Genomic DNA, 21,926 nt, shown 5'->3' with positions numbered 1-21,926 from the left:
CCCTTAGACCTCGTACGGCTGGACGACGATGAAGTTACCGGGCGCGCCCCGGAACTGGAGGTTGACGCTCTCGCCGGTGTCGCCCGGGTAGGCGTTGCGGCGCATGCGGACCTGGCTGGAGACGATCACCTGGGCGGCGGCCGACCAGGCGACGACCGCGTTGCAGTCGGCGAAGGTGGTCGGCGTGACCGGCAGGACCACGGGCGTGCCGTGCGTCTTGACGACGATCGTGCCGGTGCCCTGGAACTGCATCGTGAACAGCGCGCCGCCGGGGATGCCGTGGCCCTCGATGCGGCGCACCTCGTACTGGAGGCTCTCGTCGAAGGCGAGGACGTTCTCCGCGGACACGCAGATCGCGTCGCCCTGCAGCTCGACGGGGTGCACATGGGTGGCGTTCTCGGCGAGGAACACCTGGCCGTTGCCGGTGCAGCGCATCAGCTGCATCTCCTGGCCGGTGGCGTTGCCGACGATCCGCCCGGCGAACCCGGCGCCCTTGTAGCTGAAGTCGACCTTGCCCTGGTAGAGCACCATGCTGCCCTGCCTGGCCAGCACGGGCTGCCCGCCGATGCCGAGGTCGACGCGGATGAGCTTCTTGTTCTGCTGCGTCCAGCGCTGCCCGGTCGGCGTCTCCTTGAACGCCTGGAGCGCGGCCGTCACACCGGCACCGCCCTGCGGGGCGCCCTGCGGCACTCCGTAACCGCCGGGCTGCTGGCCGGGCACCTGCCCGTAGCCCGGGGGCATGGGCGGGGTGGGCTGGCCGCCGTAGGAGGGCGGCTGCTGGCCGTAGCCCGGCGGCATCGACGCGGCCGGCTGACCGCCGTAGGACGGCTGCTGGGGCGGCTGGCCGTACGGCTGCTGCTGGGGCTGTCCGTACGGTGCCGGGGCCGGGGCGGGCGGCGGGACGGTGCCGCCGGCGGGCGGGGTCAGGGGCGCGATGACCGTCGGCGCGGCGTGCACGTTCGGCGCGGGCGCGGGCGCCGGGGCCGGTGCCGGGGGCGGGGGGAAGCCCTGCGGGGGTGTGGCCCCGGACGGCGGCGCGAAGCCCTGCGGTGCAGATGCTGGGGTGGGCGCGGGGGCCGGCGCGGGGGCGGACGGGGCGGCGAACGGGGGCGGGGCCGTGGCCTGGGCGGGCGGGGCGAAGCCGGGGGCGGCACCGGTCTGCGGCTGCTGCGGGGCGGCGGGCGCCTCCTCCTCCAGCACCTCGCCACCGAAGTTCTTCAGCAGGGCGTCCAGTCCGCCGTCGAAGCCCTGCCCGACGGCGGCGAACCGCCACACGTCCTTCAGGTAGATGTCGCCGAGCATCACGGCCCGCTCGGTGGAGAACTCCGTGCCGTTGAAGGAGTACCGCGCGACCTCCTCGCCGCCCGCCACGATCCGCAGGTAGCCGGGGGCGACCTGGGACATCTGCCCGGTGCCGTCGATGGTCGCGGTGAAGGACAGCTTGTGGATGTGCGACGGGATACGGTCGAGGGTGACCCGGAACGACTCGGTGTCGCCCGCCTGGGCACCCAGCAGCTGGATGGACTCCTCCGGGGACTTCGGCTGGTTGAAGAAGACGAAGTACCGGTCGTCCGAGAGGCGCTCGTCGGCGTCCAGACCGAAGCAGCTGATGTCGAAGGTCAGCCCGGGGGCGGTGATCTGCACGCCTACGTACAGATCCGTGCCCGCCGTGAGGTCACTGATCCTGGCCTTGTGGCCGCGTTGGAATTCCCTGGCCATGCGTAACGACCGTCCCCCATCCCGAATGTGAGTGCGTCGCGCCAGGCTAACGGCAAAGTCGGACAGCGGAGGCAGCCGGTACAGACCCGGTACACAACCGCGCCCGGAGGCGGACGGACGGCGCCCGGCTCACTCCCCGCGCGCCCCCGGCACATGCGGCAGCCGCTCCGCGGCGACCACCCCTTCGAGGTAGCCCCGGGCCCGCTCGGTGCGCGGGTACGCCTCCAACAGCCGCCAGAAGTCCGGCCCGTGACCGGGGACCAGCAGATGGGCCAGCTCATGGCAGAGGACGTAGTCGACGACGTACTCGGGCATCCCCTGCAGCCGGTGCGAGAGCCGGATGCTGCCCTCGGCCGGGGTGCACGAACCCCAGCGCGTGTTCTGGTTGGTGACCCAGCGTACGGAGGCGGGCCGCGCCCGGCCGTCGAAGTACTGGGCGGACAGCCGCTCGGCACGCTCGGCGAGCTCGGCGTCGCCGAGCACCCGCCTGCTCTCCTGGGCGGCGAGTTTGTCGAGCATGACGGTGATCCAGCGCTGCTCCTCCGCCTTCGACATCCGGGCGGGGATCAGCACGACGGTGCGATCGCCCTCGCGGTACGCGGAGACCGTCCGGCGGCGCCGGGAACTCCTGCGGACCTCGATCGCGCTCGCCCCCGAGCCGCCGGGCGGCAGGCTCGTCGTGCTGCGCTGTGGCTTTCCGGCGCGGTGCAGTGGGTCGGCGGGCACGCCCCGACGTTACCCGCTGGGCAGGGCCGAAGTCCCGGCTCCGGAACGGTTGGATGCCGATCCCCCACCTTGCGTTTGATTCCTGTGATTCCTACGACTGATCCGCACATCCGGTTTACGGTGCTCCGCACGTCCGGTTTGGCGCAGTTTGTTCAGTCCGCTTATGTGACGAACACCCCCAACCTGTGGATAGCTCTCGGCACCAGGCAGACGGGCACGGCATGCTGGCAGGCGTCGGGGGAGCGTGACCGGTTCCACCGGCGACGAAATGTTCGGGATGCTTTCAGTTCGGGATGCTTTCAAGGGATACGGGGGCCAGTCATGCATCCGGTGATGAAGCCCGCGCTGCGGCGCGGCTGGCGTGATCGCGAGACCGTGCAGTTCGGGATGACCCCGGCGCACGCGCTGACACTGGGGCCGATGGACCCGGCGACGCGCGGCTTCCTGGATCTGCTCGACGGCACCCGCGGGCTGTCCCTGCTCCGCGAGGAGGGCCGCCGCCTGGACCTCCCGGCCGGCCAGGTCGACACCCTGCTGGAAGGGCTGACCCGCGCGGGCCTGGTCGACGACGCGCGCGGCGGCGGACCGGCCGCCGAAGCGCTGCGCGCCAGGACCGACGTCCTGCGGCGGCTGCGCGCCGACCTCGCCGCGCTGTCCCTGACCACGGCCGAGCCCGGCGGCGCGCTCGCCCGGCTCGCCGCCCGCCGCGCACTGCGCGTGCAGGTGCGGGGCGCGGGACGGGTCGGCGCGGTGCTGGCATCGGCACTGTCGGGCGCCGGAGTCGGCGAGGTCGACGTGTGCGACGTGGGGCGCGTGGAGCCGTGGGACGTGGCGCCGGGCGGGCTGCCCGCCGAGTCGCTCGGCGAGCGGCGGGACACGGCCGCGCGGGCCGCCGTGCGCCGTGCGGCACCCGACCGCCCGCCGCGCCGCGCCCACTCCCCCGGCTCCGGTGCCCAGGACCCCGGGTTCTCCCTGGTGATCCTCGCCCCCCGGGACGACGTCGCCGTGCACGCCCCGGACCCGGCCGACGCCGAGCCGCTCATGGCCTCCGGGACCCCCCACCTGTACGCCGGCGCCGTCGAGAGCACCGGAGTCGTCGGACCGCTCGTCCTGCCCGGCGAGTCGTCCTGCGCCGGCTGTCTGCACCTCGAGCGCGGGGACCGGGATCCGGCCTGGCCGCGGCTGGCCGCCCAGTGGCGGTGCGCCAGGGCCCGCCGGGTCGCGGCCTGCGATCTGACACTGGCCACGGCGGTCGCCGGACTGGCCGCGGCGCACGCGCTCGCCTTCCTCGACGGGGAGTCGCCGTCCAGCACGGGCACCCGCTGGGAGGTGACCACACCCGGTCTGACCTGGCACGCCCGACCGGTCGGGCCACATCCGGCATGCGGTTGCGGCGCTGCGGACAGACCTAAAGGGGAGCACTCCTCAACCGGCGGCGAAGCACGCGAGACAATGGCGGTGCAACGGCCGTCGACGAAGCGACGACGCAAGGCAGGCGCGGCGCGGCCGGCAGGGACTTGGAGGGCGCATGTCTGATCTTCCCCGGAAGGCGGTCACCCGTACCGCCAAGCTCGCCGCGCTCCCGCTCGGCTTCGCCGGCCGGGCGACCTGGGGGCTGGGCAAGCGGATCGTGGGTGAGTCCGCGGAGATCGTCGGCCGGGAACTGCAACAGCGCACGGCGGAGCAGTTGTTCAAGGTACTGGGCGAGCTGAAGGGCGGTGCGATGAAGTTCGGGCAGGCCCTGTCCGTCTTCGAGTCCGCGCTGCCCGAGGAGATCGCCGGGCCCTACCGCGCCGCGCTGACCAAGCTCCAGGAGGCGGCGCCGCCGATGCCGACCCGCACGGTGCACGCGGCGCTGGAGGAACGGCTCGGACCGGACTGGCGTGATCTGTTCGAAGAGTTCGAGGACAAGCCGGCCGCCGCGGCCTCGATCGGGCAGGTGCACCGGGCCGTGTGGCACGACGGCCGTGAGGTGGCGGTCAAGGTGCAGTACCCGGGCGCGGGCGAGGCCCTGCTCTCCGATCTGGGCCAACTGAGCCGTTTCGCCCGCCTGTTGGGGCCGCTGATTCCCGGCATGGACATCAAGCCGCTCATCGCGGAGCTGAGGGACCGCGTCTCCGAGGAGCTGGACTACGCCCTGGAGGCGCAGGCCCAGACCGTCCACGCGGAGGAGTTCGCGGGCGACCCGGACGTGGTGGTCCCGGCGGTGGTGCACCAGTGCGACCAGGTCCTGGTGACCGAGTGGATCGACGGCACCCCGCTGTCGGAGGTGATCTCCGACGGCACCCCGGAGCAGCGCGACCGCGCCGGCCAGCTCCTGGCCCGGTTCCTCTTCTCGGGCCCGGCCCGCACCGGCCTGCTGCACGCCGACCCGCATCCCGGCAACTTCCGGCTGCTGCCCGGTGGCCCGGCCGGCGAGGACGACTGGCGCCTGGGCGTCCTGGACTTCGGCACGGTCGACCGGCTGCCCGGCGGTCTGCCGACACCGATCGGCATCTCGCTGCGCATGACACTGGACGGCGAGGCCGAGCCGGTCTACGAACTCCTCTGCGAGGAAGGATTCGTCAAGGAGTCCATAGAGCTGGACCCCGACGCGGTACTCGACTACCTGCTGCCGATCATCGAACCGGCACGGGTCGAGGCGTTCGCCTTCAACCGCACCTGGATGCGCAACCAGGCCGCCCGCATCGCCGACCCCCGCTCCCCCGCCTACCAGCTGGGCAAACGGCTCAACCTGCCGCCCGCCTACCTGCTGATCCACCGGGTGACCCTGAGCACCATCGGCGTCCTGTGCCAACTCGGCGCCACGGTACGGCTGCGCGAGGAACTGGAGGACTGGCTGCCGGGCTTCGTCCTCGAAGAAGACCCGGCCGAGACGGAGGAAGAGACGGCGGCGGAGGCCTGACCGGGACCCCTGGCAAGGGCACGTTTCGCAGCGCGGGTGAACGACTCACCACCAGGACGAGTCCAGCCGCCCCTCGATCGCCCTCAGGTTCTCCCTGGAACAGCGGTCGCAGAAGTACTGGCGGACACCGTTCTCCACGGAGCAGGTCCAGGTGGCCGGCTGGGCGCCGTGGGCGGGGGTGCCGCAGCGGGCGCACACGAGCACGCGGCGCTCCGGAGTGGAGCCGCCCTGATCACTTCCTCCGGGAAGACTCGTCACCTGGCGACGATAACCCCGTCGGCCACGGATCGCCTGCGCAACGCACCGCGGGGGCCGGTCCGTTCGGCCGGACCGGCCCCCGCTTCAGAAGGCTTCGCCTCCCGGGCCGGGAGGCCACCGCTTCCGCAGGTGATCGTTACTGCATGACCGCCATGGCGAGCGCGCGCCGGGCGCGCAGCGAGGCACGCTCGGCCCGGCGCTGCATCCGCTGCGCGACCGCCAGGCGCACGGCCCGGCGTTCCCGCACGGCGTCACGGTGTCGCTCGTGCATATGCGCACGAGCCAGGGCTTCTTGCATGAGTTGCATCTCTCGGGTCCTGTTCTGGCGCGCTTCGGTCGCGCCGGAGGTGGTGACGTCTGGAGTCGCGGAGCCTTCGGGCTCGCTGGTGGACGGCTTCATCGGGGCCTGCTTCTGGGGGTCGTGCGTGAGGGGACGGTCGATCGTTCCTGCGGTGTTCATGCCGTGACCGGGTTCTTCCGCGGGCGGCCACGCGGCCGCTTCCGGGCGACGACGACACCCTGGACGAACAGCTCGCCACCCCAGACGCCCCAGGGCTCACGCCGCTCCTTGGCGCCGGCGAGGCAGGCCTCGATCAGCGGGCAGGTCCGGCAGAGGGACTTGGCGTACTCGACATCCGCGGGCGACTCGGCGAAGAAGACCTCCGGGTCGTAGGAGCGGCAGGGGACGGGTACCCCGAGGTTCTCGATGGCGTCGTCGAGCGCGGTGAGCGCGGTGAGGGGGATCAAGGTGGGGTCCTCCGTGAGGCCGGGCGGGGGGATCGTTTGCGAAGGCGGTACGGACGGGGCGTGCGCTTCGAGTTGCACGGTTGGTCTTCCTCGTCTGGTCGGTCCGGCCGGTTGACCGGGTGTCGGCTTGGTACCGGGTTCTTTTGTCCCGAGGCCCCTTCACTCCGTCGTCCCCGTTCGGGGAAAACAGAAGGGCCGCGGATCCCGGATGGGGTTCCGCGGCCCTGAAGGCGCCGGCCTGATCGGATCAGGCTGGATCACTCCAGGGTTTTGGCCCACGGAAGGCCCACATCAGGTGGTGCTGCGTCGTCTGCTTCCGGAATCCGGCACCGGCCGCCGCAAAGGCATAGGCCTGCGCCTGTGCCGCTACCGCTTCCAGTGCCTTGGTCGGTCGCTCATTGCGCTCACGGACGGGAAGGCCCGAGAGAACGAGGGAGGACGCCGGACGGTCGGCACGAATGCCGGACAGACCGGTGCCCTGGTGGGAGGCGCCGAGCATGCACAGGGAGACGGTCGAGCGATCGGTCAGTTTGGCCGTGCTGATGGTGCTGATGTTGATGCTGATCACTGGACTCGCCTCCTCTCGGCGCCTCAAGGGACTGGGGTGAACCAGCCCGTTCGGATATGCAAGTACATCACGGAGCAGGACCCTTCGAGAAGGCCGCTGCTTCCGTGCCTAGAACCTATGGGGATCGGTGGGCATGCGCAAACTATTTTTTCGACGAGTTCGCATCAGTCGTCCTCGTCGCCTTCGCCGACCTCGTGGCCTGCACAGATGGCCAGAACGTCGGTTCCGTAGCTGCGCAGCTTGCGGCTGAGGACGCCCGGGATGCGGGAGAGCTCGGCGGGACTCCCGGGCCGCACCTCGGCGATGGCCATCAGGGTGCGGTCGGTGAAGACGCAGAAGTCCGGCTGCCCGCTGCGCTCGGCCTGGACGGCCCGCCACTCCCGCAACCGTTCGTAGAGCCCTTCGTCCATGTCCGAGGGGCAGTCCTCACAGCGCATCAGCTTCATCTCGCCGGCCTCGGTGAGCGTGCGGCCACAGACCCGGCAGCGGGCGGGGGTGCGCTGGGCGCGCCGGGGAGCGGCGATGGTGCCGGTGACCGTCCCGCGCTCGATGCCTCCCGTGACGGCGCTGCCCGTGTGGCCGACGGTCGATGTGGTACCGGGGCGCAGACCGTCGAGGAAGTGGCTGGGCCTGCGGTTGGAGCGGGTGCCGGGTGACCGGGACAGCGCCCAGGAAAGGTGGAGCCGTTCCCGCGCCCGGGTGACGCCCACGTAGAGCAGCCGGCGTTCCTCCTCGATCTGCTCGTCGGTTCTGGCGTAGGTGATGGGCAGCATGCCCTCGGCGACGCCGACCAGGAAGACGACGTCCCACTCCAGGCCCTTGGCGGCATGCAGGGAGGCGAGGGTGACGCCCTGGACGGTCGGGGCGTGCTGGGCACCCGCCCGCTCGTCGAGTTCCGTCACGAAATCGCCGAGAGTGGCGCCGGGTCTGGCGGCAGCGAGGTCCTGGGCGAGGCTGACCAGGGCGGCCAGGGACTCCCAGCGCTCCCTCACGGCGCCGGAGCCGGCCGGGGGCTCGGTGGTCCAGCCCTCTCCGGACAGGACGGCACGCACCTGGGAGGGCAGGTCCACGGCGTCGTCCAGCAGGGAGTCATTGCCGCCGAAGCGGGCCGCGCCGCGCAGGGCAATGCCGGCCTTGCGCACCTCGGGACGGTCGAAGAAGCGCTCCGCCCCGCGCAGTTGGTAGGGCACGCCGACGTCGGCGAGGGCCTGCTCATAGGTCTCGGACTGGGCGTTCGTACGGAACAGCACGGCGATCTCGGCTGCCGGGACACCCGCGTCGATCAGCTCGCGAATGCGGCGGGCGGCGCCTTCGGCCTCGGCCGGCTCGTCGGTGTACTCGGTGTAGACGGGCTCGGGGCCGGGGGCGCGCTGGGAGACCAGTTCCAACCGGTGGTCGGCGGCGCGGCCGCGGGCCTGGGCGAGGAGACCGTTGGCGAGGTGGACCACCTGGGGGGTGGAGCGGTAGTCGCGGACGAGTTTGACGACGGTGGCGCCGGGGTGCCGGGCGCGGAAGTCGAGGAGATGGTCGGGCGTTGCTCCCGTGAACGAGTAGATCGTCTGGCTGGCGTCACCGACGACGCACAGGTTGTCACGGTCGCCGAGCCAGAGATCGAGCAGCCGCTGCTGCAGCGGGCTGACGTCCTGGTACTCGTCGACGACGAAGTGCTGGTACTGCGCGCGGACCTGTTCGGCGATGTCGTGCCGGTCCTGGAGGATGGCGACGGTCAGCAGCAGGACGTCCTCGAAGTCGATCACGGCGCGGTCGCGCTTGAGGTCTTCGTAGGCGGCGTACAAGTGGGCGATCTCGGCGGGGTCGCGCGGAGCCTCTCGGCCGGCCTTCGCGGCCGCGTACGGGTAGTCGGCGGGGATGGTCTGGGTGACCTTGGACCATTCGATCTCGGCGGTGACGTCGCGCAGCTCCCCCCGGTCGAGCCGGGTGCCCAGGCTTGCGGCGGCGTCGGCGACGAGCTGGATCTTGCGGTCGACGAGCCGGGGCATGCCGCCACCGATCGCTTTCGGCCAGAAGTACTGGAGCTGGCGCAGGGCGGCGGAGTGGAAGGTGCGGGCCTGGACGCCGTGGGCGCCGAGCTGGCGCAGCCGGCCGCGCATCTCTCCGGCGGCGCGGTTGGTGAAGGCGACGGCGAGCACGCTGGAGGGCTGGAGGATGCCGGCGCGCACGCCGTAGGCGATGCGGTGCGTGATCGCCCGTGTCTTGCCCGTGCCCGCTCCGGCCAGGACGCACACCGGGCCGTGCAGGGCGGTGGCCACCGCGCGCTGCTCGGGGTCGAGCCCTTCGAGCACCGCGTCGGCAGAGTCCGGTGCCTGCGGGAAGAGGGTGGAGTGCGTTGCTGCTGTCACACCGCCATGCTGCCAGGTCGTCCGGGACCGCCGTGCCGGTTGTCCACAGGCGGGCACAGATCGTCGTATGAATGCGGCAGGCGTCACAGCCACCTGTGGATACCCGGGGTGGGAATGGCGGGCGGCTCGCGTACGTTCTCCCCCCGGACGACTTTCCGAGCTGCCTGAGGAGCACGAGAGACATGCAGGGCACTGTGACGATGTACAGCACGACTTGGTGCGGCTACTGCCGGCGGCTGAAGAGCCAGCTGGACCGGGAGGGCATCGCCTACACCGAGATCAACATCGAGCAGGACCCCGAGTCCGCCGCCTTCGTGGAGAAGGCGAATGGCGGAAACCAGACGGTCCCCACCGTTCGGGTAGTTCCCACCTCGGGTGGCAACGAGGTCGTGATGACGAACCCGAGCCTTGCCCAGGTGAAGCAGGCTCTCGCGGTCTGACGCTCCGCAGCGCTGCGGCCCCCTCTGGTCATGGTCACCGGAGGGGGTCGCTTTGTATGTAGGGGAAGCGGGCAGCGAGCCGTCGCACGTCGGCCACGCGCCGTCGATACCGGCCGCCCACGACCGTACGACGCGCACTCGCCAGAGCACTTCATGCAAGAACGTGCATACCCACGTTCATGCATGGACGGCCGAGCATGGCCCTCGTACGGTCGTGTCCAACGGCCCACCCAGGGCCGCGAACCAGGGGGTATCGCATGGCACGCGAGGAGCTGACTCGGCTTACCGGGAACGGGAACGGCGAGTGCGGCGAAGATGACTGCCCGAACGTGTACCGCACAGAGCGGGGAACCTTCGTCGTACAGGGCGACGTGTCCGACGCCTTCACCCCGCCGCAGGGGGAAGGGCTCGTGGAGTTCTCTCGGTTCCGTCCGCCCGCTTGGCCTCACCTTCGGCCTTCGCTTGCTGCGCCGCACGTTCCGCTTCGTAGTCCTCCCAGCGGCTGACGATCTCCCACTCGGCACCCGTAAGCGTCATGGGCTTCTCGTACTGCTTTCCGGACAGCGAGACCGGTGTGATCGGTGCGAGCACCTGAGAAGCCTTGGAGGGGGTCTCCCACCATGAGACACCCTGCTGCCGAATGTTCTCGATGAGGTCGCCTGGATCGATGGCAAGGACATCGGGCCGGAAGTGAGCCTTCACCTGGTGCTTCTTCAGGAACTCCCGGCGCTCGTCGACACTCGACCGCTCCCACCACTCCGCGTAGCTCTCGCCCGTGCCCGTCCACACGGTCACCGGCTTCGGTCCCTCCTGGTTGGTGACCTTCTCTCGCTCCTGGGCAAGGCTGGCGACTTGCGAGGCGTACGCGACGGCGTTGATCTCGTCCTGCTGGAGTTCCTTCAGAAGCTGATTCATCTTGCCGTCGATCACAGCGAGCTTCGCCGCACGGCTGTCGTCGATGGTCGTTTTCGACTCCATCCGTTCCAGGTGGCCGATCTCGCCCAACAGGGCCGACTCCAGCCAGGGGTACAAGTCCTCCGCCCAGAACCTCTGCTTCGGGCACGCCTGGATGCCCTTGCTCTTGTTGCCGTGACAGCGGTACCGCGCGCGCTTGCTCTTGGACGGGTCGCCCTTCACGAAGTAGAGGGAGCTTCCGCACAACAGGCAGAACGTCACGCCCACCGTCGGCGATGTGGAGCCCTTTTGCTTCTTGTACTTGACCGAGGCGACGGCCCCCGACAGCTTCGCCCACTCCTCCTCGTTCAGCACTGGCTCGGACCGCATGACGGGTGTGCCGTCGTCGTTGCGGACCACGGAGCCGTTGGCACGTACGTACTCCCCGAGCAGAGAGCGGCTGGTCAGTACGGCCTGCACCGTGGTCGGCGTCCACCTGCTTCCCCGGGGCTTCGGGGCCGCCAACCGAGTCGTGCTCTCGCCTGCCGCCGCACGGATACGAGCGATGTCCTGAGCCGTGGGCACGCCTTCTTCGTTCAGCCAGTCGGCCACAGCCGAGAAGCTCGGCTTCTCGACGAAGCGGCGAATCATCTCAATCAACCTTGGGCCGTACTCGGGGTCGAGCTCCAGAGTGAACCCTTCCTCCCCCTTCACAGCCCTGCGGCCGAACGGGACCAGGCCGCCCGGCCAGCGGCCCGTCTTCCGCATGGTCTCCCGGGACGCCTTGTTGCGGGCCTTGATGGCGTCCAGCTCCGCCTCTGCGACCACGGCCAGGATCTTGGCGATGGTCTTCCCCCACGGCTTCGAGAGGTCGAACCCCTCCTCGCAGGAGATGAGGCCCTTACCGTTCGCCTCGCACCACTCGATGATGTCCGAGAGGTGGCGGACCGACCGGGCGATACGGTCGATCTTCAGGATGACGATGTGGTCGAACTGGTCCTTCTTGTTATTGAGCCAGTCCCCCAGGGACGGGCGCATCCACGGCGAGATGGACGCCGACACGTCGATGTCGACTGCGAAGTCGACCAGCTCCATTTCCTCCGCATCCACCCGCTTGCTGATGCGGGTCCGCTGCGTTTCCTCGCCGGTCTGGTTCTCGTTGCCTACAGACAGACGGACCACGCCAAGAGCCCTGGGCTTCTCGCTCACGGCCTCCCCCTCCCGAACATGGGGCGGCTCTCCCTGGCCGCCACAAGCAGGAGGGAAGTCTACAGACCGTGCCGACGGTGCTCTTCGCGGACGGCACCACGCTGACGAACCCGTCGCTCGCCCAGGTGAAGCAGGAGCTCGCCGCCTGACGCTCCGGGGGTTTCCGCGGCGACCACACAGCGGGGCGGCCCCTGATCCTTTCAGGGGCCGCCCCGCTGTGTCTCAGACGAAGCTGCGCGTCGGCAGCGGCTTGCCGTACCACATCTCGATCAGGCGGGCCGCGATGGAGATGCCGTAGGGCGGCAGCACCTCGCCGGACTCGAAGGCGTCGTGCAGTTCCTCACGGGAGAACCAGCGGGCCTCGTGGATCTCGTCGCCGTCGACCTCGATCTCGGTCGAGGTGGCGCGGGCCATGAAGCCGAGCATCAGGCTGGACGGGAAGGGCCAGGGCTGGCTGGCCACGTACTCCACGGGACCGACGGTGACGCCGACCTCCTCGGACACCTCGCGGCGCACCGCCTGCTCGATGGACTCGCCGGGTTCGACGAAGCCCGCGAGCGTGGAGAAGCGGCCCTCGGGCCAGTGGACCTGGCGGCCGAGCAGGATGCGGTCGTCCGCGTCGGTCACGGCCATGATCACGGCCGGGTCCGTGCGCGGGTAGTGCTCGGCGCCGCAGGCCGGGCAGCGGCGGATGTGACCGGCGGCGGCGATGACCGTGCGCTCACCGCAGCGGGAGCAGAAGCGGTGGGTGCGCTGCCAGTTCTCCAGGCCGACCGCGTGCACCATCAGCCCGGCGTCGCGCGGCGAGAGCAGCAGGCCGGCCTCCCGCAGCCCGGCGGGGCGTGCGGACTGGTCGATACGGCCGGGCAGCGCGTCCTTCTGAAGCGCGAAGTAGCTGACGCCGTCCTCGTCGATGCCGAGGAAGTAGCGGTGCGCCTCGGTGAGCGGGGCCTCGAAGGAGGGCGTCATGACGAGTTCGGTCCGGCCGTCCGGCGTCTCGTCGATGAGCACCTGGCCGCCGGAGACCACGAAGCAGCGGGTCGTAGGGTGGCTCCACGCCGCCGCGAGCCAGGCCTCGTCGAGCCGGTGGTGCGCGGCGCGGTCGATGCCGCTCGGAGCGGTCAGCGAGATGGGTCGATCGGCTGTGTCGTCGGTCCAGGTGGTCACGGGTGCTTCCAACTCCCCCAGTGCAGCGGTTCGTTCGGCGGGCGGTTCGGCGGGACGTGGGCGGGAGGGCACCGGGCCGGGCGCGGGCGGGCCGGGCGGGACGGTCCTTCCAGTGTGCCCCGCGCGCGATGCCCTCCCGTACGGCACCGGCCGGTCAGGGCGTGTGACGCCAGTGCTCGGCCAGGTCACCCCACAGGTAGGCGCTGGTCTCGACGCCCTTGAGGAGGAGGTCGAGCTCGACCTTTTCGTTCGGGGCGTGCCAGCCGTCGGAGGGGACGGAGATGCCCAGGAAGAGCACGGGGGCGTCGAGGACCTCCTGGAGGTCGGCGGCGGGTCCGGAGCCGCCCTCGCGGGTGAAGCGGACCGATTTCTCGAAGGCGCGGCCCATGGCGCGGACCACGGACTGCAGTGCGGGATGGTCGAGCGGTGTCAGGCACGGGCGCGTGGCCGCGCCGAAGCCGATCTCGTACCGGATCCCGGCGGGCACCCGGGTCTCGGCCCAGGCGCGGACGGCCTTCTCGAGGTGGTCGGGGTCCTGGCCGGCGACCATCCGGAAGGACAGCTTGACCATGGCCGAGGACGGGATGATCGTCTTGCTGCCGGGGCCCTGGTAGCCACCGCCGATGCCGTTGACCTCGGCGGTCGGGCGGGCCCAGATGCGTTCGAGGGTGCTGTATCCGGCCTCGCCGTGGGTGGCGCGGGACTTGGCGGTGTCCAGCCAGCGCCACTCGTCGAAGGGGAGCTCGGCGAACAGCTCGCGTTCGCGGTCGGTCAGCTCCACGATGCCGTCGTAGAAGCCGGGGATCGCCACGCGCGCGTGCTCGTCGTGCAGGGCGGCGACCAGGCGGGCGGCTGCGGTGGCCGGGTTGGGTACGGCACCGCCGAAGGAGCCGGAGTGGATGTCCTGGTCGGGGCCGTACAGCCGGATCTCGCACTCGGCGAGGCCGCGCATGCCGGTGCAGACGGTCGGGGTGTCCTCGGACCACATGCCGGTGTCGGAGACGATCACGGCGTCGGCGGCGAGCCGTCCCGCGTGCTCCTCGACCAGGGCCCGGAAGTGCGGGGAGCCGGACTCCTCCTCGCCCTCGATCAGCAGCTTCAGGTTGACCGCGGGGGCGGTGCGGCCGGTGGCGGCGAGGTGGGCGCGGACGCCGAGTGTGTGGAAGAACACCTGGCCCTTGTCGTCGGCCGCCCCGCGCGCGTAGAGACGGTTTCCGCGGACGACCGGCTCGAAGGGGTCGCTGTCCCAGCCGTCCTCGCGGGCGGCGGGCTGCACGTCGTGGTGGCCGTAGACCAGGACGGCGGGCGCCTCGGGGTCGCCGGAGGGCCACTCGGCGAAGACGGCCGGGGCGCCGGGGGTCTGCCAGACCTCGGCGGTCGGGAAGCCGGTCTCCTTGAGCTTGGCGGCGAGCCAGTCGGCGCTGCGCCGTACGTCGGGCGCGTGGTCGGGCTGGGCCGACACGGAGGGGATGCGCAGCCATGCGGCGAGGTCGTCGAGGAAGGCGGCGCGGTGCTGCTCGATGTACGTGCGGACGGCGCTGTCCGGGGTCTGGCTCATGCTCACGAGCCTATCGGCCCGCACCGACATCCTCGGCGGGCGGTTCGTCACACTCAGCTTGCCTGGTTCGCCGTTTCGGCGTCTTCCGTGAGGAGCCGTTCCAGGGCGGCCCGGTCCGGCAGGTCCCGCGGCCGTACGACCTCGCCGGTGCGCACGTACAGGAAGGCGGCCGTGACTGACTCGGGCGGCACGCCCTGCTGCTCGGCCCAGGCCAGCCGGTACACGGCGAGCTGGAGCGGGTCGGCGGTGCGGGTGCGGCTGGTCTTCCAGTCGACGATCTCGTACGTCGCCCCGTCGCCGTCCCCGTGTCTGTAGACCGCGTCGATGCGGCCCCGTACGACGCGGCCGGCGAGGGTGAGCTGGAAGGGCGCTTCGACCCGGTAGGGGGTGCGCCGGGCGTACTCGGTGCGTTCGAAGGCCTCCTTCAGGGCTTCCAGGTCCTGTTCGTCGGCGATCTCGGCGTCGCTGCCCGGCAGCTCGTCCGGCTCCAGCAGGGGCAGCGTCAGCTCCTCGAAGCGGGCTTCGACCCAGGCGTGGAACCGGGTGCCCCGGCGTGCGGCCGGTTGCGGGGGGCGCGGCATGGGGCGCGCGAGTTCCTGCGCGAGCCCGTCCGGGTCCTCGGCCAGGCGCAGCAGCTGGGAGGCGGTGAGCGCGGCGGGCAGCGGGACGTCGGTGACGGTCTGCCGGGCGCGCAGCAGCTCTCCGGTGAGCGCGTCCAGGTCACGGTCCCAGGAGGCGATGGTGCGGGCCTCCTCCGGAGTGAGGTCGGTAAGGTCCCGCGACTCGGCGGGGCGGGGGCGGTGCGGCGGGGCGGGCGCCTGGTGCGGGACCGTGGGCCGTCCGGCGCGCCAGGCGTCCCGGTGGGCGGGGGCGGACACGTCGTACGGCGGTTCCTCGTCGCCGACGGCGACCGCGGCGCCTCGGGTTCCCTCACCGGCCGGCACGTCCTCGTCGTAGGGAAAGTCGTCGTCACCGTACGGATCCTCGCCGTACGGATCCTGGTCGTACGGATCCTGGTCGTACGGAAAGTCACCGTACGGCTCCTCGCCGTAGGGGTCGTCGTCCGGGGGCGGGGGCCAGTCCGGGTCGTCGAGGGCGGCGGGGTCGTGGGCGGCCAGCGGGTGGGCGGTGTCCTGGGTGGCGAGGGCGTCCAGGTGGGCGAGGACGGTCTCGGCGGCCGCGCGGCGGCGGGCCAGGGCCGCGGCGTCCAGCGGGAGCGGCCACACCTGGTCGGCGCCGGCCGCGTGCAGGGCGGGATTCTCCTCATCCTCGGCGGGCTCCTCGGCCCAGGCCTCGATCTCGCCGTGTCCGGCGGCGCAGTGGTCGTGCAGGGCCTGGAGGAAGTCGGAGGGGCCGCGTGGCTTCTTCTGGCTGGGCCCCCACCAGTGGCCGGATCCGAGCAGAAGGGAGCGGGGGCGGGTGAAGGTGACGTAGCCGAGGCGGAGCTCCTCGGTGTGCTGGTGGTCCTTCATGGCCTCGTGGAAGGCCTTCATGCCGCGCGCGTCCCAGCTGTCGACGTCGGGCAGGGTGTCGGTGTCGCCGCGCAGGGCGTGCGGTACCACCTTGGCCTGCGCCGTCCACTTCTCGCGGCCCTGTGCGCTGGGGAAGGTGCCCTTGACCAGTCCGGGGACGGCGACGACGTCCCACTCCAGGCCCTTGGACTTGTGGGCGGTGAGCACCTTGACGGTGTTCTCGCCGCCGGGCAGGGCGTTGTCGAGTCCCTTCTCGTACTGCGCGGCGGTGCGCAGGAAGCCGAGGAAGGCGAGCAGGGTGGCCTCGCCGTCGCTCGCCGCGAAGGACGCGGCGACGTCCAGGAAGTTGGACAGGGTCTCGCGGCGGCGGGCGGCCAGGGCGTGCGGGGACGCCGACAGCTCCACCTCCAGGCCGGTGACGGCGAGCACGCGGTGCAGGACGTCCATCAGCGGGTCGGACAGCGAGCGGCGCAGGTCGCGCAGTTCGGCGGCCAGGCGCGCGAAGCGCACGCGCGCGTCCGGTGAGAACGGCAGCCCGTCGTCATCCGCCTCGGCGTCCATGGGGGCTTCGAGGAAGGTGTCGAGGGCGTCCGCGAGCGATATCACCTCGGCCGGGTCGACTCCTTCGACGGCGGCGGCGAGCCTGCGGTCGGGGTCGTCGGTGTCCTCCACGCGTGCGTGGGCGACCAGCAGGCGGGCGCGGCGGCCCAGCAGGGCGAGGTCGCGGGGGCCGATGCGCCAGCGCGGGCCGGTCAGCAGGCGGACCAGGGAGGCGTTGGCGCCGGGGTCCTGCAGGACCTCGCAGACGGCGACGAGGTCGGCGACCTCGGGCAGGTGCAGCAGCCCGGATAGGCCGACCACCTCGACGGGCACGTCCCGCGCCACGAGGGCGCCCTGGATCTCGGCGAAGTCGGTTGCCGTGCGGCACAGTACGGCGATCTCGCCGGGGGCCGTGCCGGTGTGCACGAGGTGGGCGATCGAGCCGGCGATCCAGTCGATCTCCTCGGCGTGGGTGGGCAGCAGGGCGCAGCGGACCGTGCCGTCGTACTCGGCGCCGGGGGCCGGGCGCAGGGCCTCCACGCCCGCGTGCATGGCGCGCAGGGGTTCGGCGAGGCCGTTGGCGAGGTCGAGGAGGCGTCCGCCGCTTCGGCGGTTCTCGCTGAGGGCCTGCCTGGTGGCTCGGTGGCCGTCGGCGTGCGCGAAGTGCGCCGGGAAGTCGTCCAGGTTGGCGACGGAGGCGCCGCGCCAGCCGTAGATGGCCTGGCAGGGGTCGCCGACGGCGGTCACCGGATGGCCCGTACCGCCGCCGAACAGGCCCGCGAGCAGGACGCGCTGGGCCACGGAGGTGTCCTGGTACTCGTCCAGGAGCACCACGCGGAATTCCTCGCGCAGCAGCCGGCCCACCTCGGGGATGCGGGCGAGGCGGGCGGACAGGGCGATCTGGTCGCCGAAGTCGAGCAGGTCGCGTTCGCGCTTGGCCGTCCGGTAGCGGCGGACGAGGTCGGCCAGTTCGCGGCGGGCGGCGGCCGTCTCGGGCACCTTGCGCAGGTCGGCGTTGGTGAGCTTGGCGCTCTGGAGGGTGCGCAGCAGGTCCGCGTCCCAGGAGCGCAGTTCCTCGGGGTCGACGAGGTGTTCGGCGAGTTCGGAGTCGAGGGCGAGCAGGTCGCTGACGAGGTCGGCGAAGGAGCGGGTCAGCGCGGGGTAGGGGCCGGGGGCCTCGCGCAGCACGCGCGCGGCGAGCTGGTAGCGGGTGGCGTCGGCGAGCAGCCGGGAGGTGGGCTCCAGGCCGAGGCGCAGGCCGTGGTCGGTGAGGAGGCGGCCGGCGAAGGCGTGGTACGTCGAGATCACGGGCTCGCCGGGCGGGTTGTCGGGATCGATGACGTCCGGGTCGGTGACGCCGGCCTTGATCAGGGCCTTGCGGACGCGTTCGGCCAGCTCGCCGGCGGCCTTGTTGGTGAAGGTCAGGCCGAGGACCTGTTCGGGGGCGACCTGGCCGGTGCCGACCAGCCAGACCACGCGGGCGGCCATCACGGTGGTCTTGCCCGACCCGGCTCCGGCCACGATCACCTGCGGGGCGGGCGGCGCGGTGATGCAGGCCGTCTGCTCCGGGGTGAACGGGATGCCGAGGAGCTCCTTGAGCTGCTCGGGGTCGCTGATACGGGCGGGCATGCCGGAAGGCTAGCGGCGGGGACTGACAGTCGAGCGCCGTTCGGCCCTTCAGGGAGGAAGAAGCGCAGGTCAGCCCATGTGGTGCCATGGGTCACTCCGGCACCTGGCGGTGGTTCAGTCGATGACGTGCCGCCCCTCCGGCCGGGCGCTGCAGGAGGCGCGGAACGCGCAGTGGGTGCAGTGCTGGCCGCTGTTCGGCGCGAACCGCTCGTCGAGGACCTTGCCGGCGGCGGTGGCCAGCAGCTCGCCGACCCACTCCCCCGCCAGCGGCTCCTGGGTCTGCACCTTGGGCACGCTGTCGCCTCCGTCGCGCTTGGCGGCGCCCTGCCTGAGGTGCACCAGTTCGGCGCCTCCGGGTTCGGGACGTACGCCGTCGAAGGCCTCGTCCACGGCGCCTTCCCGGACGGCGAGCTGGTAGACGGCGAGCTGGGGATGGCGGGCCACCTCGGCGGCGCTCGGTGCCTGCTTGCCCGTCTTGAAGTCCACGACGTAGGCACGGCCCTCGTCGTCCGTCTCCACGCGGTCCATCTGGCCGCGGATGCGGACCTCGTAGTCACCGGCTTCGAGGGTGACGTCGAAGTCCTGCTCGCTCGCCACCGGGGTGCGGCCGGTGCGGTCCAGCACATGCCAGTTCAGGAAACGTTCGAGCGCCACGCGCGCGTTGTCCTTCTCCTGCTGCGACTTCCAGGGCGCGTCGAAGGCCAGCGCGTTCCACACCGAGTCCAGGCGCTCCATGAGGACGTCGAGGTCGGCCGGGCTGCGGCCGGAGGCGACCTCGTCGGCGAGGACGTGGACGACGTTGCCGAAGCCCTGTGCGGTGGTGGCCGGGGCGTCGGCCTTCACCTCTCTGCCGAGGAACCACTGGAGCGCACAGGTGTTGGCGAGCTGGTCGAGGGCGCTGCCGGAGAGCACGACCGGCCGGTCGCGGTGGCGCAGCGGCACCTTGCTCTCCGTGGGGTCGTACATGCCCCACCAGCGGTAGGGGTGGGCGGAGGGCACCAGGGGGCGGCCGTCCTCGTCGGCGAGGGCGGCGAGCCGGGCCAGGCGGCGGGCGGCGGCCTCCCGCAGGGCGGCGGACGCGCGCGGGTCGACTGTGGTGGCGCGCAGCTCGGCGACGAGCGCGGCCACGGACAGCGGGCGGCGGGGGCGGCCGGTGACGTCCCGGGGCTCGACGCCGAGCTCGGTCAGGAAGCGAGACGGCTGGTCGCCGTCGTCGGCCGGTGCCTTCACCGCGGTGACGACGAGACGGTCACGCGCGCGTGTGGCGGCCACGTAGAACAGGCGGCGCTCCTCGGCGAGCAGTGCGCCCGGGGTGAGCGGTTCGGCGAGTCCGTCGCGGCCGATGCGGTCGGCCTCCAGGAGGGAGCCGCGCCGGCGCAGGTCGGGCCACAGGCCTTCCTGCACACCGGCGACGACGACGAGCCGCCACTGAAGGCCCTTGGCGCGGTGCGCGGTCATCAGACGGACGGCGTCGGGGCGTACCGCGCGGCGCGTGAGTGTGTCGGCGGCGATGTCCTCGGCTTCGATCTCCTCCAGGAAGCTCAGCGCGCCGCGGCCTCCGGTGCGCTCCTCCGCGCGCGCGGCGGTGGCGAACAGCACGCAGACGGCGTCCAGGTCCCGGTCGGCGTTGCGGCCGGCCGCGCCGCCGCGCCGGGCGGCCCGTTCCAGGCGCGCGGGCCACGGTGTGCCCTCCCACAGGTCCCACAGCGCCTCCTCGGCCGTACCGCCGCCCGCGAGCCGTTCGCGGGCCTTGCGGAGGAGCGCGCCGAGGCGCTGCGCCCCGCGCGCGTACGCCGGGTCGTGCACGGCCAGGCGCTCGGGTTCCGCGAGCGCTCGTGCGAGCAGTACGTCGGAGGGGGGCGGCAGCGGGTTGCCGGCCGCCCGCTCCTCCTCGCGCAGGGCACGGCCGAGGCGGCGCAGATCGGCCGGGTCCATGCCGGCGAGGGGGGAGGCGAGCAGGGTGAGCGCGGTCTCGGTGTCGAGCCAGGAGATGTCCGGGGCCGGCTCCGCGGTGTCTTCGGGGCCGGCGTCCTCGGGAGCGGCGTCCGTGGCGGCAGCCTCTTCAGAGGCGGTCTTTTCGCGTTCTCCAGGTTCCTCGGGTTCTTCCGAAAGGGCGGGCGCCCCTGCGTTGTCCTCGTGGCTCCGGGCCTCCGCCGTGGCCACCGCGCGCAGGGCCGTCAGCAGGGGGGCAACCGCCGGTTCGTGGCGCAGGGGGAGGTCGTCGCCGTCGATGTCCAGCGGAACGCCGGCCGCGGTGAGGGCACGGCGGAGGGTGGGCAGGGTGCGGGAGCCGGCCCGGACCAGGACGGCCATGTCGCTCCAGGCGACGCCGTCCTCCAGGTGCGCGCGGCGCAGGATGTCCGCGATGTTGTCCAGTTCGGTACCGGCCGTCGGGTACGTGTAGACCTCGACGCGGCCCCCGTCCCGCAGGGCGGCCGGCTCGCGATGGGCGCGGACCTTGTCGGCGGGCAGCCTGGGCAGCGGCATGCGCTGGGTGATCAGGCGCGTGGCGGCCAGCAGGGCGGCGCCGGAGCGGCGGGAGGTGCGCAGTACCTCGATAGGGGCGGGACGGCCGTCCGCGCGCGGGAAGGCCGCCGGGAAGTCGAGGATGCCGTTCACGTCGGCGCCCCGGAAGGCGTAGATCGACTGGTCGGGGTCGCCGAAGGCGACCAGGGTCCGTCCGCCGCCGGCCAGCGCGTGCAGGAGCCGTACCTGGGCGGGGTCGGTGTCCTGGTACTCGTCGACGTACACGGCGTCGTACTGGGCGGCGAGCCGTGCGGCGGTCTCGGGGCGGCGGGCGAGCAGGACCGCGCGGTGGACCAGTTCCGTGTAGTCGATCACGCCCTGCATGTCGAGCACGTCCAGGTACTCCGCGAGGAACGCGGCCGCGGCGCGCCAGTCGGGGCGGCCGATACGGCGGGCGAAGGCGTCCAGCGCATCAGGACCGAGGCCCAGCTCGCGGCTGCGGGCGAGGACCGCGCGGACCTCGTCGGCGAAGCCACGGGTGGTCAGACAGGCGCGCAGCTCGTCGGGCCAGCGCACATGCGCCAGTCCGAGCCGCTGCAGTTCGGGCTGTCCGGCGAGCAGCTCGCGGACGGTGACGTCCTGCTCGGGGCCGGAGAGCAGCCGCAGCGGCTCGGTGAACAGATCGCTGTCCTGGTGGGCGCGCACCAGTGCGTAGCAGTACGAGTGGAACGTGGTCGCGCGGGGCGCGCGGGCGGCGCCGACGCGCAGGGCCATGCGGTCGCGCAGGTCGACGGCGGCCTTGCGGCTGAAGGTCAGCACCAGGATGCGCTCGGGATCGGCGCCGCGGTCGATACGGGCGGCCACGGACTCCACGAGGGTGGTGGTCTTGCCGGTGCCGGGACCGGCGAGGACGAGCATGGGGCCGGCGCGGTGGTCAACCACGGCGCGCTGTGCCGCGTCCAGACGAGGGGGGTCGACGGCGGCCGGCGGGGTACGGACCAGTCGGTAAGCGCCACGACTCCCCTGCCGCACCGGGGGGTGCGGCAGGCGCCTGGTGGAGGAAGAGGAGCTCACGTGATCGGCCGGTCCTGGTGTTCGTGCTGATGGGCGGGCGGTCACGCGTGCGGGGCGGTGGCCGCGGGGTGAAGGGGACGCGCGCAGCCGACGCTACGCCGCCGCACCGGACGGAAGCAGTGCTTCCGCTTCTTCCCTCGCGGCGCTGCTGCCACAGGCGTCCCACATCCCACGAACGTACGTCATGCCACGGA

At 72.1% G+C, this 21,926-nt stretch carries 15 protein-coding genes and 2 pseudogenes; 5 read left to right on the top strand and 12 right to left on the bottom strand.

Features of this window, described 5'->3' with window-relative positions; all coding sequences use genetic code 11:
- Positions 1–3: 3 nt before the first annotated feature.
- Together ACIBJF_RS09240 and ACIBJF_RS09235 are read right to left on the bottom strand one after the other, a co-directional pair.
- A complete protein-coding gene (locus tag ACIBJF_RS09240; protein ID WP_399173071.1) occupies positions 4–1,719 on the bottom strand; it encodes a TerD family protein in 1,716 nt (571 codons plus the stop codon).
- Between the two features lie 129 nt (positions 1,720–1,848).
- The gene (locus ACIBJF_RS09235; RefSeq protein ID WP_399173070.1) at positions 1,849–2,445 is read right to left on the bottom strand and encodes a M48 family metallopeptidase; all 597 of its coding nucleotides are present in this window, start codon (positions 2,443–2,445) and stop codon (positions 1,849–1,851) included.
- Positions 2,446–2,766: 321 nt separating this feature from the next.
- Between ACIBJF_RS09235 and ACIBJF_RS09230 the strand changes: the two genes are divergently transcribed.
- Both ACIBJF_RS09230 and ACIBJF_RS09225 read left to right on the top strand, forming a co-directional pair.
- Positions 2,767–3,981, top strand: coding sequence for a TOMM precursor leader peptide-binding protein (locus ACIBJF_RS09230; protein ID WP_399173069.1), 1,215 nt, complete (start codon positions 2,767–2,769; stop codon positions 3,979–3,981).
- Positions 3,974–5,350: an ABC1 kinase family protein gene (locus ACIBJF_RS09225; RefSeq protein WP_399173068.1), complete on the top strand. Its 1,377-nt coding sequence runs from the start codon at positions 3,974–3,976 to the stop codon at positions 5,348–5,350. Before ACIBJF_RS09230 ends, ACIBJF_RS09225 begins: the two co-directional genes overlap by 8 nt.
- A gap of 45 nt (positions 5,351–5,395) precedes the next feature.
- Here ACIBJF_RS09225 and ACIBJF_RS09220 read toward each other — a convergent pair whose 3' ends face one another.
- The 5 genes from ACIBJF_RS09220 to ACIBJF_RS09200 all read right to left on the bottom strand — a co-directional run bounded on the left by ACIBJF_RS09220 (position 5,396) and on the right by ACIBJF_RS09200 (position 9,283).
- Positions 5,396–5,608, bottom strand: a complete 213-nt coding sequence (locus ACIBJF_RS09220; protein WP_399173067.1) for a hypothetical protein — start codon at positions 5,606–5,608, stop codon at positions 5,396–5,398.
- A 136-nt stretch (positions 5,609–5,744) separates the two neighbouring features.
- The gene (locus ACIBJF_RS09215; RefSeq protein ID WP_399173065.1) at positions 5,745–6,068 is read right to left on the bottom strand and encodes a hypothetical protein; all 324 of its coding nucleotides are present in this window, start codon (positions 6,066–6,068) and stop codon (positions 5,745–5,747) included.
- Positions 6,065–6,433, bottom strand: a complete 369-nt coding sequence (locus tag ACIBJF_RS09210) for a WhiB family transcriptional regulator (RefSeq protein ID WP_351799421.1) — start codon at positions 6,431–6,433, stop codon at positions 6,065–6,067. The genes ACIBJF_RS09215 and ACIBJF_RS09210 overlap by 4 nt, the downstream gene beginning before the upstream one ends.
- A 169-nt stretch (positions 6,434–6,602) precedes the next feature.
- Entirely contained in the window at positions 6,603–6,923 is a 321-nt protein-coding gene (locus tag ACIBJF_RS09205; protein ID WP_399173064.1) for a hypothetical protein, read from the bottom strand.
- A 164-nt stretch (positions 6,924–7,087) separates the two neighbouring features.
- Positions 7,088–9,283: an ATP-dependent DNA helicase UvrD2 gene (locus ACIBJF_RS09200; RefSeq protein ID WP_399173063.1), complete on the bottom strand. Its 2,196-nt coding sequence runs from the start codon at positions 9,281–9,283 to the stop codon at positions 7,088–7,090.
- A 182-nt stretch (positions 9,284–9,465) separates the two neighbouring features.
- On the opposite strand from ACIBJF_RS09200, the gene ACIBJF_RS09195 reads away from it, so the two are divergent.
- Both ACIBJF_RS09195 and ACIBJF_RS09190 read left to right on the top strand, forming a co-directional pair.
- Complete coding sequence (locus tag ACIBJF_RS09195) at positions 9,466–9,723, top strand: mycoredoxin (protein WP_399173062.1); 258 nt, start codon at positions 9,466–9,468, stop codon at positions 9,721–9,723.
- 257 nt (positions 9,724–9,980) lie between these two features.
- Entirely contained in the window at positions 9,981–10,229 is a 249-nt protein-coding gene (locus tag ACIBJF_RS09190) for a hypothetical protein (protein ID WP_399173061.1), read from the top strand.
- Positions 10,230–10,971: 742 nt separating this feature from the next.
- Here the strand turns inward: ACIBJF_RS09190 and ACIBJF_RS09185 are convergent.
- A pseudogene (locus ACIBJF_RS09185) lies at positions 10,972–11,799 on the bottom strand (recombinase family protein); the annotation flags it as partial.
- A 71-nt stretch (positions 11,800–11,870) separates the two neighbouring features.
- Here ACIBJF_RS09185 and ACIBJF_RS09180 point away from each other — a divergent pair.
- A pseudogene (locus tag ACIBJF_RS09180) lies at positions 11,871–11,975 on the top strand (NrdH-redoxin); the annotation flags it as partial.
- A 73-nt stretch (positions 11,976–12,048) separates the two neighbouring features.
- Here ACIBJF_RS09180 and nudC read toward each other — a convergent pair.
- The 4 genes from nudC to ACIBJF_RS09160 all read right to left on the bottom strand — a co-directional run bounded on the left by nudC (position 12,049) and on the right by ACIBJF_RS09160 (position 21,732).
- The gene (nudC, locus tag ACIBJF_RS09175) at positions 12,049–12,993 is read right to left on the bottom strand and encodes an NAD(+) diphosphatase (protein ID WP_399173060.1); all 945 of its coding nucleotides are present in this window, start codon (positions 12,991–12,993) and stop codon (positions 12,049–12,051) included.
- A 154-nt stretch (positions 12,994–13,147) separates the two neighbouring features.
- Complete coding sequence (locus ACIBJF_RS09170; protein WP_399173059.1) at positions 13,148–14,551, bottom strand: dipeptidase; 1,404 nt, start codon at positions 14,549–14,551, stop codon at positions 13,148–13,150.
- Positions 14,552–14,604: 53 nt separating this feature from the next.
- Positions 14,605–18,192: an ATP-dependent helicase gene (locus ACIBJF_RS09165; RefSeq protein ID WP_399173058.1), complete on the bottom strand. Its 3,588-nt coding sequence runs from the start codon at positions 18,190–18,192 to the stop codon at positions 14,605–14,607.
- 114 nt (positions 18,193–18,306) lie between these two features.
- Positions 18,307–21,732 (bottom strand): ATP-dependent helicase, encoded by a 3,426-nt coding sequence (locus ACIBJF_RS09160; protein ID WP_399173057.1) that lies wholly within the window; start codon positions 21,730–21,732, stop codon positions 18,307–18,309.
- Between the last annotated feature and the right edge of the window lie 194 nt (positions 21,733–21,926).

Origin of the sequence: Streptomyces sp. NPDC050743, from assembly GCF_044456925.1 — a bacterium.
GTDB lineage: Bacteria > Actinomycetota > Actinomycetes > Streptomycetales > Streptomycetaceae > Streptomyces.
Note: the sequence above shows the minus strand (reverse complement) of the source record. Positions and strands in the feature narration are given on the sequence as shown.

Bases quoted from the DNA above. Each gene is read 5' to 3' on its own strand.
- ACIBJF_RS09240 (WP_399173071.1), bottom strand. From the start codon at position 1,719: ATGGCCAGGGAATTCCAACGCGGCCACAAGGCCAGGATCAGTGACCTC.
- ACIBJF_RS09230 (WP_399173069.1), top strand. From the start codon at position 2,767: ATGCATCCGGTGATGAAGCCCGCGCTGCGGCGCGGCTGGCGTGATCGC.
- ACIBJF_RS09225 (WP_399173068.1), top strand. From the start codon at position 3,974: ATGTCTGATCTTCCCCGGAAGGCGGTCACCCGTACCGCCAAGCTCGCC.
- ACIBJF_RS09215 (WP_399173065.1), bottom strand. From the start codon at position 6,068: ATGAACACCGCAGGAACGATCGACCGTCCCCTCACGCACGACCCCCAG.
- ACIBJF_RS09195 (WP_399173062.1), top strand. From the start codon at position 9,466: ATGCAGGGCACTGTGACGATGTACAGCACGACTTGGTGCGGCTACTGC.
- ACIBJF_RS09190 (WP_399173061.1), top strand. From the start codon at position 9,981: ATGGCACGCGAGGAGCTGACTCGGCTTACCGGGAACGGGAACGGCGAG.
- ACIBJF_RS09170 (WP_399173059.1), bottom strand. From the start codon at position 14,551: ATGAGCCAGACCCCGGACAGCGCCGTCCGCACGTACATCGAGCAGCAC.
- ACIBJF_RS09165 (WP_399173058.1), bottom strand. From the start codon at position 18,192: ATGCCCGCCCGTATCAGCGACCCCGAGCAGCTCAAGGAGCTCCTCGGC.